Origin of the sequence: Pseudomonas aylmerensis (assembly GCF_001702265.1) — a bacterium.
Classification (GTDB): Bacteria; Pseudomonadota; Gammaproteobacteria; order Pseudomonadales; family Pseudomonadaceae; genus Aquipseudomonas; species Aquipseudomonas aylmerensis.
The window spans coordinates 356,907-367,478 of sequence record NZ_MAUE01000002.1 but is presented as its reverse complement, the minus strand read 5'-3'; the positions used below and the strand labels follow the sequence as shown (position 1 = coordinate 367,478).

The 10,572-nt window shown below is 62.2% G+C and carries 9 protein-coding genes; 6 read left to right on the top strand and 3 right to left on the bottom strand.

Annotation, left to right across the window (positions count from 1 at the left end):
- Window positions 1–105: 105 nt before the first annotated feature.
- From BBG20_RS02430 to rpmE, 3 genes are all read right to left on the bottom strand, one after another.
- Window positions 106–1,374, bottom strand: coding sequence for a malic enzyme-like NAD(P)-binding protein (locus BBG20_RS02430; RefSeq protein WP_065899913.1), 1,269 nt, complete (start codon window positions 1,372–1,374; stop codon window positions 106–108).
- A 181-nt stretch (window positions 1,375–1,555) separates the two neighbouring features.
- Window positions 1,556–2,362: a thermonuclease family protein gene (locus BBG20_RS02425; protein ID WP_065899911.1), complete on the bottom strand. Its 807-nt coding sequence runs from the start codon at window positions 2,360–2,362 to the stop codon at window positions 1,556–1,558.
- 14 nt (window positions 2,363–2,376) lie between these two features.
- Window positions 2,377–2,610: a 50S ribosomal protein L31 gene (gene rpmE / locus BBG20_RS02420; RefSeq protein WP_005784030.1), complete on the bottom strand. Its 234-nt coding sequence runs from the start codon at window positions 2,608–2,610 to the stop codon at window positions 2,377–2,379.
- Window positions 2,611–2,912: 302 nt separating this feature from the next.
- Here rpmE and BBG20_RS02415 point away from each other — a divergent pair, with 302 nt between their 5' ends.
- The 6 genes from BBG20_RS02415 to BBG20_RS02390 all read left to right on the top strand — a co-directional run bounded on the left by BBG20_RS02415 (window position 2,913) and on the right by BBG20_RS02390 (window position 10,503).
- Complete coding sequence (locus tag BBG20_RS02415; RefSeq protein WP_065899909.1) at window positions 2,913–5,132, top strand: primosomal protein N'; 2,220 nt, start codon at window positions 2,913–2,915, stop codon at window positions 5,130–5,132.
- Between the two features lie 204 nt (window positions 5,133–5,336).
- Window positions 5,337–7,073: an arginine--tRNA ligase gene (argS, locus tag BBG20_RS02410; protein ID WP_065899907.1), complete on the top strand. Its 1,737-nt coding sequence runs from the start codon at window positions 5,337–5,339 to the stop codon at window positions 7,071–7,073.
- Window position 7,074: 1 nt separating this feature from the next.
- Complete coding sequence (locus tag BBG20_RS02405; RefSeq protein WP_065899905.1) at window positions 7,075–7,776, top strand: SPOR domain-containing protein; 702 nt, start codon at window positions 7,075–7,077, stop codon at window positions 7,774–7,776.
- 259 nt (window positions 7,777–8,035) lie between these two features.
- Complete coding sequence (gene hslV / locus BBG20_RS02400) at window positions 8,036–8,566, top strand: ATP-dependent protease subunit HslV (RefSeq protein ID WP_010563201.1); 531 nt, start codon at window positions 8,036–8,038, stop codon at window positions 8,564–8,566.
- Between the two features lie 37 nt (window positions 8,567–8,603).
- On the top strand, window positions 8,604–9,941 hold the full coding sequence (hslU, locus tag BBG20_RS02395; RefSeq protein ID WP_065899903.1) for an ATP-dependent protease ATPase subunit HslU: 1,338 nt from the start codon (window positions 8,604–8,606) through the stop codon (window positions 9,939–9,941).
- A 184-nt stretch (window positions 9,942–10,125) separates the two neighbouring features.
- Window positions 10,126–10,503: a gamma-butyrobetaine hydroxylase-like domain-containing protein gene (locus BBG20_RS02390; protein ID WP_065899901.1), complete on the top strand. Its 378-nt coding sequence runs from the start codon at window positions 10,126–10,128 to the stop codon at window positions 10,501–10,503.
- Window positions 10,504–10,572 lie beyond the last annotated feature (69 nt).

The window sequence follows — 10,572 nt, the reverse complement described above, 5'->3', positions numbered from 1 at the left end:
AGCCCGCTCCCACCTTTAGCTCACCGCAAGGCTCAAGCTAATTGCCAGCCAACAAAAAGCCCCGACTCTCGCGAGCCGGGGCTTTTTGTTTTGCGCTACAACGGCTTAGCCGTTGAACACATCATCCACGCTTTGCAGCGGGTAGTGCTTCGGATACGGCAGGGTAGCCACACCGGTCTCGATCGCGGCCTTGGCCACGGCATCGGAGATCAGGGTGATCAGGCGCTTATCCATTGGTTTCGGAATGATGTACTCACGGCCGAATTCCAGCTTGATGCCACCGTAGGCGTCGCACACTTCCTGAGGGACCGGCAGCTTGGCCAGTTCGCGCAGGGCGTTGGCGGCAGCGACTTTCATTTCTTCGTTGATGCGCTTGGCGCGAACGTCCAGGGCACCACGGAAGATGAACGGGAAGCCCAGTACGTTGTTGACCTGGTTCGGGTAGTCCGAACGGCCGGTCGCCATGATCACGTCGCTGCGGGTGGCGTGCGCCAGTTCCGGAGAGATTTCTGGATCAGGGTTGGAGCAGGCGAACACGATCGGGTTGGCCGCCATGGACTTCAGGCCTTCGGCGCTCAGCAGGTTCGGACCGGACAGGCCGACGAACACGTCGGCACCGTCGAGGGCGTCAGCCAGGGTGCGCTTCTCGGTGGCGTGGGCAAACATCGCCTTGTACTGGTTCAGGTCGGTACGCTCGGACTGGACCACGCCCTTGCTGTCGACCATGAAGATGTTTTCCAGCTTGGCGCCCATGCTCACCAGCAACTTCATGCAGGAGATGGCCGCAGCGCCAGCGCCCAGGCAGACGATCTTGGCGTCAGCCAGGGTTTTGCCAGCGATTTCCAGGGCGTTGATCATGCCGGCCGCGGTAACGATCGCGGTGCCGTGCTGGTCATCGTGGAATACCGGAATGTCGCACTGCTCGATCAGGGCCTTTTCGATCTCGAAGCACTCAGGTGCCTTGATGTCTTCCAGGTTGATGCCACCGAAGGTGATGGAAATGCGCTTGACGGTGTCGATGAAGGCCTGCGGGCTTTCGGAGTCGACTTCGATGTCGAAAACGTCGATGCCGGCGAAGCGCTTGAACAGCACGCCTTTACCTTCCATGACTGGCTTGGAAGCCAATGGGCCGAGGTTACCCAGGCCCAGGATCGCGGTGCCATCGGAAATCACTGCAACCAGGTTGCCTTTGCCGGTGTACTTGTACGCCAGTTCAGGGTCGCGGGCGATTTCACGTACGGGCTCGGCAACGCCAGGGCTGTAGGCCAGCGACAGGTCGCGGGCGGTGGCAGTGGCTTTGGTGAGCTCTACACTCAGCTTTCCTGGACGAGGATGGGCATGATATTCGAGAGCGGCAGTTTTCAAATCAGACATATCGGCATTCCGCTTTTACTGTTGGTCGACGGACCGCCGAGGATACGCGTGTCGCAAAGTCCCTACAAGACTGGGCAGTCACAGGTGTCAAGGGCCCTGCACTAAGACTTTCGGCCAAGAGCCGCGGGATACAAGGGCTCAACTGTTCACAATCGACTTAAAAAATGTCTACAATTTTTTCTTAAAACGTCGATTTAAGCATCCCGGGATCGGTCAGTGGCAGCAGCCAACGCGCCTGGCCGTTTTTCAGGCCGCCGCGTCGCGAACGATCCTGCACCCAACCACGCGCCTCAACAGTGCGCCCTTGCAGACCATTGAGCAGGGCACTGTCGAATTGGCTGACCAGAGCCGGGGCGATGCGTAATACCAGTGAACCCTGCAGCTCAATCCAGACGCCGCCCCGATTGCGCTCGACCTTGCTGACCCGGCCACTGACCACGGCAAACCCGGAACGCTTGAGTTGCGTGACGGCCTGCACCGGCGATTGCCGCCAAAGACCGAGCCGCGCCTTGCGGGCAGTGTTTTCAGCGGCCTGCTGACAGCTGACGAGGTCAACATTCGGCGCCACCCCCACTTGGAAGCCCAGCCCTTCGGCCAACAGTTGGGCTTCAAGGTTCTTGCCGTCGGCACCATAGAGATGGGCCAGGGTGCGCCCGTAATGATCTTTACGCTCGCGCCCCACCACCAGGCCGACACGGCCATTGCTGGCCTGGACCAGCGCCTGTAGGCGCTGACGGGCGGCGACGGCGTAGGGTTCGTCCGCACGGCCCTTCTTGCCGGTCTCCGGCGCATTGATACCGATCAGCCGCACGCTGCGGCCATCCTTGAGGCGTACCGTGTCGCCATCCACCACGCGCTGCACTTCCACACGGGCCAGGGACGTCGGTGCCGGGCAGAACGCCTCGGCCTGCGCAGCCGAGAGCCAAATCCCAGGCACAAAAAAGGCGCCCACAAGGGACGCCTTTTTCAACAGCTGGCAAAAGCCCATAAGGCTTTTGAGCCTTACTCTGCTGGAGTAGCAGCAGGCTTCTTGCCGAAAGCACCAAAGCGATCTGCGAAGCGCTGTACACGGCCGCCGGTGTCCAGAGTTTTCTGCTTACCGGTGTAGAACGGGTGGCACTCGTTGCATACGTCAGTACCCAGTGGCTTGCACAGGTTCGAACGAGTTTCGAACTTGTTGCCGCAGCTGCAGGTGACTTCGATGGTTTCGTACGCTGGATGGATATCGGCTTTCATGGTGACTTCCTCGGGCTAGCGTGCCGCCACTCGACACTATTGTCGAATACCGCACGTAATTAGGCCGCGGATTCTACCAGACCTTTTTAATCACGCAAGCGGCGCCTCCGGTCGTTTACACACATAAAAGCCCCTTTCATCAGAAAACTTGCGGCACACCACAGGGCAAGCCTGCCCACCACAACCCGCCCGGCGCCCACAGAAGTGCTGCCTCCTGTACCAGAGACGGGACACCTCTACCGCAGGTCTGCTAGGCTCCCGCCCCTGCGCCACTGCCTGCCTTTATAGATGAGACCCCTCGCGTGCCCGACGCCATTTTGCGCCTAGCCCTGCCCTCGCCCCTGCGCCGCCTGTTCGACTACCGGGCCCCGGCCGGCGTGCTGCGGGCGCAGTTGCAGCCGGGCATGCGTGTGCGCGTGCCATTCGGGCGGCGGGAGATGATCGGCATCCTGGTGGAAGTCGCCGACCACAGCGAAGTGCCGGCCGAAAAGCTCAAGCCGGCGCTGGCGATCCTTGATGCCACGCCACCGCTGCCGCCGGAGCTGTTCAAGCTGTGCCTGTGGACCGCCCAGTATTACCAGCACAGCCTCGGCGATACCTTGAGCTGGGCACTGCCGGTGCTGTTGCGCCAGGGCGAGTTGGCCGAAGCGCGCCAGGAACGCTTCTGGTCGATGGTGCCCGGTGCGCGCCTCGACGACCCGCGCATCGCCCGCGCGCCGCGCCAGCGTGAAGCCCTGGCCACCCTGGCGCAACATCCTCACGGCGTCGCGCATCAGTTGCTGAGCAAGCTGATGCTGAGCAAGGACAGCCTCGACCTGCTGTTGGCCAAGGGCCTGGTGCAGGTGGAAATCCGCAAGCACGCCCCAGACCCGCGCCACGAACACTGGCTGGCCCAGCCCGAACTACCGCTGAACACCGAACAACGCGCCGCGTACGAAGCCATTCGCGCAGGCTTCGACAGTTTCCACGCGTTCCTGCTGGCGGGTGTCACCGGCAGCGGCAAGACCGAAGTCTATCTGCAACTGATCCGTGAAACCCTGCAGGCCGGCAAACAGGCGCTGGTGTTGATCCCGGAGATCAACCTGGGCCCGCAAACCCTGGCGCGCTTCGAGCAGCGCTTCAATGCGCGCATTGCCCTGGTGCACTCGGCGGTCAACGACCGGGAGCGCCTGGAGTCGTGGCTGGCGGCGCGCGATGGCGAGGCCGACATTATTATCGGCACGCGTTCGGCGCTGTTCACGCCGATGAAGAACCCCGGGCTGATCATCATCGACGAGGAGCACGACGGTTCCTATAAACAGCAGGAAGGCCTGCGTTATCACGCCCGCGACCTGGCGCTGGTGCGCGCGCGCCAGGAAGACATCCCGATTGTGCTGGGCTCGGCCACGCCGTCCCTGGAAAGCCTGCATAACGCCTACACCGGCCGGTATGGACTCCTACGTTTGAATGAACGCGCGGGGGGCGCCAAACAACCACGCTTCCTGCGCCTGGACGTCAAGAGTCGTCCACTCGACAGCGGCATCTCCGGCCCCATGCAGCAAGCCATCGGCCAGACCCTCGCCGCCGGCCAGCAGGTATTGGTGTTTCTCAATCGCCGCGGCTTTGCGCCGACCCTGCTGTGCCATGACTGCGGCTGGATGTCAGAGTGCGAGCGCTGCGATGCGCGCATGACCGTGCACCAGCGCTACGGCGAATTGCGCTGCCATCACTGCGGCCATGTGGAACGCGTGCCGCGCCACTGCCCGCAGTGCGGCAAGGTCGACCTGCGGCCGGTGGGCGCAGGCACCGAGCGCGCCGAGGAACGCCTGGGCATTCTGTTCCCCGACTACCCGGTGCTGCGGGTCGACCGCGACAGCACCTCGCGCAAAGATGCGATGAATCAGCTGTTTGCCACCATCCAGAAAGGCCAGCCATGCATTCTGGTGGGCACGCAGATGCTTGCCAAAGGGCATCATTTTCCACGGGTGACCCTGGTGTCGATCCTGGATGCCGATGGTGGCCTGTTCTCCGGCGACTTCCGCGCCAGCGAGCGCATGGCGCAGTTGATCGTGCAGGTCGCGGGCCGCGCCGGACGCGCCGAAGAGCCGGGCAAAGTGATTATCCAGACGCATTTGGCCGACCATCCGCTGCTGATCCAACTGACAGAACAAGGCTACTTTGCCTTCGCCGAGCAGGCGCTGAGCGAGCGCCGCTCCGCCGGACTGCCACCCTTTGCCCATTTGGCGCTGCTGCGCGCCGAAGCGCATAAACCCGGGCAGGCCGAAGGTTTCCTGGATGAAGCCTGCAGCGCCGCCGAACGTTTGCTCGTCGAACTGGGTCTGACCGGCATCGAATTGCTCGGCCCGGTGCCCGCGCCCATGGAGCGCCGCGCCGGACGCTATCGTGCTCAGCTACTCTTGCAGGCAACCTCCCGTGCACCGCTGCATCGGCTATTAAGTAGCTGGTTGCTTGCCCTGGAGCAAATGCCCAGTGGCCGGCAAGTGCGATGGTCGTTGGACGTAGACCCGGTAGATTTGTACTGATTTCAAAATCGCTATCCCAGGCAAGCCGGCTCCCACGTTTTGAAATGTGAATACCCTTAAATGTGGCAGCGGGCTTGCCCGCGATGAGGCCCGCAGGTCTGCCGAAGAACCTGAACGGTTGGCAAGCCCGCCCTCGCCACGGATAATGCCCAGTTTTTCCACCTGCGCATCGCGCGCCGCCGCTTGCGGTCGAAAGAGAACACCATGAAAGACACCATTCGCCAGCTGATCCAACAAGCCCTCACCCAACTCGTCAACGAAGGTGTGTTGCCTGAAGGCCTGACGCCGGCGATCCAGGTGGAAAACACCCGCGACAAGACCCACGGCGACTTCGCCAGCAACATCGCGATGATGCTCGCCAAGCCTGCGGGCATGAAACCGCGCGACCTGGCGGAAAAAATCATCGCCGCCCTGCCCGCCGACCCGCAGGTCACCAAGGCCGAAATCGCCGGCCCGGGCTTTATCAACTTCTTCCAGAACACCCAGGCCCTGGCGTCCCGCCTGGACGCAGCCCTGGCTGACGAAAAAATCGGCGTGCGCAAGGCCGGCCCGCTGGAGCGCGTGGCGATTGACCTGTCGGCGCCCAACCTGGCCAAGGAAATGCACGTCGGCCACCTGCGTTCGACCATCATCGGCGACGGCGTGGCACGCGTGCTGGAGTTCCTCGGCGACACCGTGATCCGCCAGAACCACGTGGGCGACTGGGGCACCCAGTTCGGCATGTTGATGGCGTATCTGCAGGAAAACCCGATCACCAGCAACGAGCTGGCAGACCTGGAGAACTTCTACCGCGCCGCCAAGAAGCGTTTCGACGAATCCGAAGAATTCGCCGACCGCGCCCGTGGCCTGGTGGTCAAGCTGCAAGCCGGTGACAAGGAATGCCTGGAGCTGTGGGGCCGCTTCCGGGAGATCTCGCTGTCGCACTGCCAGGAAATCTACGAGCTGCTCAACGTCAAGTTGACCCCGGCCGACGTGATGGGCGAAAGCGCCTACAACGACGACCTGATCAACGTGGTCAACGACCTCAAGGCCAAGGGCCTGCTGGTCGAAAGCAACGGCGCCCAGTGCGTGTTCCTCGAAGAATTCAAGACTGCCGACGGCGAGCCGCTGCCGGTAATCATCGTCAAGGCCGATGGCGGCTACCTCTACGCCACCACTGACCTGGCGGCCGTGCGCTACCGCAGCGGCGTGCTGAAAGCCGACCGGGCGCTGTATTTCGTCGACCAGCGCCAGGCCCTGCACTTCCAGCAGGTGTTCGAAGTGGCGCGGCGCGCAGGGTTTGTCACCCACCCGATGCACATGGAACACATGGGTTTCGGCACCATGAACGGCGCCGATGGCCGCCCGTTCAAGACCCGCGACGGCGGCACCGTGAAGCTGATCGACCTGCTGACCGAAGCCCAGGAGCGTGCCTACAACCTGGTGAAGGAAAAGAACCCGGAGCTGGCCGAGGCCGACCTGCGCAACATCGCCCGCGTGGTGGGGATTGGCGCGGTGAAATACGCCGACCTGTCCAAGCACCGCACCAGCGACTACAGCTTCAACTTCGAACTGATGCTCAACTTCGAAGGCAACACCGCGCCGTACCTGCTGTACGCCTACACCCGCGTAGCCGGGGTGTTCCGCAAGCTCGGCAAGGATTTCAGCGCAGTCGAAGGCCAGATCGTGCTCCAGGCCCCGCATGAGCAGGAATTGGCCGCGAAACTGGCGCAATTCGGCGAAGTGCTGAACAGCGTCGGCGAGAAAGGCACGCCGCATATCCTCTGCACCTACCTGTACGAAGTCGCCGGTCTGTTCTCCAGCTTCTACGAGAATTGCCCGATCCTCACCGCCGACGACGAAGCCCAGAAGCAAAGTCGCCTGCGCCTCGCCGCACTGGCTGGACGGACCCTCAAGCAAGGCCTGGAACTGTTAGGCCTGGAAACCCTGGAGCGTATGTAAGTTGGCTGCCAAGAAAAAACCTGCACCCAAGCGCGGCGCGAGCCGCTACCAGGCACCGGCGAAGAAGCCTATTCCAGGCTGGTTGTGGATGGCCATCGGCCTGGCGGTCGGCGCGTTTGTGGTGATTCTGATGAAGCTGGAGCCGGGCAAGGGCGATGACGTCAAACGCGTCAAGCAGGAGCAGCAGAAGGCCACCAAAATCGCCGAAGCCAACAAGACTGCGCCGAGCCCGACTGCACCGGTGAAGCCGAAGTACGACTTCTACACGCTGCTGCCGGAATCGGAAGTGATCGTGCCGCCCGACGCCGTGCCGGAGAAAACCCTGCCGACGCCGCAAGTGCCGACCACCCCGGTAACGCCTGCGGAAGCGGCGAAAATCGACACCGCACGGGCCCAGGCGGCGTTGGCCGGGATCACCCCGCCACCAGCACCGCCGGTTGCAGAGACCAAGGCGGCACCGGTGACCAAGTTCTTCCTGCAGGCGGGCTCGTTCCCGAAACAGGCGGATGCGGACCGTGTGCGTGCGCAGATCATCCTGCTCGGTCAGACGGTGACGGTAGAGTCCGGCACGGTCAAGGACGCGACCTGGTATCGCGTCCTGGTAGGGCCGTTCAGCAACCGCGAACAGCTGACCGTCGCACAGAAACAACTGGCCGGCGCCGGGTTTAGCAACCTGTTGTTACAACAACGCCAGAGCCGCTGAATCTGACAACACAGTAGAGCCCATGTGGGAGCTGGCTTGCCGGCGATGGCGGTGTAACAGTCAATATTTTCAGTGACTGGCACACCACCATCGCAGGCAAGCCCGCTCCCACATTTGGTTTTAGGGTGCGCTTAAAAAATGTGTCAGACCGATAAACACCACTCGTCCGCCTTAAACCCCTACGGTTGAAATCCCCCCCGCCACCCCCATATGAGTTTCCATCAGGGCATTTTCGCCCCGCTGCGTGGAGACTCTCCCCTTGACCACCATCGTTTCAGTACGTCGCCACGGCAAAGTCGTCATGGGCGGCGACGGCCAGGTTTCCCTTGGCAACACCGTGATGAAAGGCAACGCGAAAAAAGTCCGTCGCCTGTACCACGGCCAGGTTCTCGCGGGCTTTGCCGGCGCTACCGCCGACGCCTTCACCCTTTTCGAACGTTTCGAAGGCCAGCTTGAAAAACATCAGGGCCACCTCGTGCGCGCCGCTGTCGAGCTTGCCAAAGAATGGCGCACCGACCGCTCCCTCAGCCGCCTGGAAGCCATGCTGGCAGTCGCCAACAAAGACGCGTCCCTGATCATCACCGGTAACGGCGATGTGGTTGAGCCCGAACACGGCCTGATCGCCATGGGTTCCGGTGGTGGCTACGCACAAGCGGCTGCCAGCGCACTGTTGAAGAAAACCGACCTGTCGGCCCGCGAAATCGTCGAGACTGCCTTGGGCATTGCCGGCGACATCTGCGTGTTCACCAACCACAACTTCACCATTGAGGAGCAGGACCTCGCCGAGTAAGCCGTAGGCTTATTCCTGCTTGAGGCCGCCAAACACTATGTCCATGACTCCCCGCGAAATCGTCCATGAACTCAATCGCCATATCATCGGCCAGGACGATGCCAAGCGCGCCGTTGCCATTGCGCTGCGTAATCGCTGGCGCCGGATGCAACTGCCCGAAGAACTGCGCGTTGAAGTAACCCCCAAGAACATCCTGATGATCGGCCCGACCGGCGTGGGCAAGACCGAGATCGCCCGGCGCCTGGCCAAGCTGGCCAACGCGCCGTTCATCAAGGTCGAAGCCACCAAGTTCACCGAAGTGGGCTATGTGGGCCGCGACGTCGAGTCGATCATTCGTGACCTGGCCGACGCCGCGCTGAAGCTGCTGCGCGAACAGGAAATGACCAAGGTCAGCCACCGCGCCGAAGACGCCGCCGAAGAGCGCATCCTCGACGCCCTGCTGCCACCGGCGCGCATGGGCTTCAACGAAGACGCCGCACCGGCCTCGGATTCCAACACCCGCCAGCTGTTCCGCAAGCGCCTGCGTGAAGGCCAGCTGGACGACAAGGAAATCGAGATCGAAGTCGCCGAAGTTTCCGGCGTCGACATCTCCGCACCGCCTGGCATGGAAGAAATGACCAGCCAGTTGCAGAACCTGTTCGCCAACATGGGCAAGGGCAAGAAGAAAAGCCGCAAGCTCAAGGTGAAGGAAGCACTGAAGCTGGTGCGCGACGAAGAAGCCGGGCGCCTGGTGAACGAGGAAGAGCTCAAGGCCAAGGCCCTGGAAGCGGTCGAGCAGCACGGCATCGTGTTTATCGATGAAATCGACAAGGTGGCCAAGCGCGGCAACGCCGGCGGCGTCGATGTGTCCCGTGAAGGCGTGCAGCGCGATCTGCTGCCGCTGATCGAAGGTTGCACCGTGAACACCAAGCTGGGCATGGTCAAGACCGACCACATCCTGTTTATCGCCTCCGGTGCGTTCCACCTGAGCAAGCCCAGCGACCTGGTACCCGAGCTGCAAGGCCGGCTGCCGATTCGCGTCGAGCTCAAGGCGCTGACCCCGGGCGACTTCGAGCGCATCCTCAGCGAGCCGCACGCGTCGCTGACCGAGCAGTACCGTGAGCTGCTGAAAACCGAAGGCCTGGGCATCGAGTTCCTGCCGGACGGCATCAAGCGCCTGGCGGAGATTGCCTGGCAGGTCAACGAGAAGACCGAGAACATCGGTGCCCGTCGCCTGCACACCCTGCTGGAGCGCCTGCTTGAGGAAGTGTCCTTCAGCGCGGGTGACATGGCGGGCGCGCAGAATGGCGAGGCGATCAAGATCGACGCCGACTACGTCAACAGCCACCTGGGCGAATTGGCGCAGAACGAAGACTTGTCTCGTTATATCCTGTAAGCCTTACATCGGACCAGCTTGTGTGAGCGCTGGCTTTTGTGGGAGCCGGGCTTGCCCGCGATGGGATCGCCGCGTAGTGCCAGAAGCACCGCGGTGATGCTATCGCAGGCAAGCCCGCTCCCACACAAGCTCAGCTACCACATTGATCCGGTTCCTTCAGGATCATCTCCGAGCGGTTCCCCAAATGACCAAACTGCCTACCGCCATCAACCTGCACAAAACCTCCAACACCCTCGGCCTCACCTACGGGCCAGACGAGGTCTACCAGTTGCCCGCCGAACTGCTGCGGGTGCACTCGCCGTCTGCCGAGGTCCAGGGCCACGGCAAACCCATCCTGCAATTCGGTAAACTCAATGTCCGCTTGACCAAGATCGAACCCGCCGGCCAATACGCACTGAAATTGACCTTCGACGACGGGCATGACAGCGGTTTGTTCACCTGGGACTACCTCTACCAACTGGCCGTGCGTCAGGACGCGCTGTGGGCCGATTATCTCGTCGAGCTCAAGGCTGCCGGCAAAACCCGCGATCCGAGTGAATCGGTCGTGCGCCTGATGCTCTAGCCCAGGCTTCTTGCTCTTTAGAGGGCATTTTCTAATTTCATCTGCTTGAATGCCCTGTCGCGTGGCCAA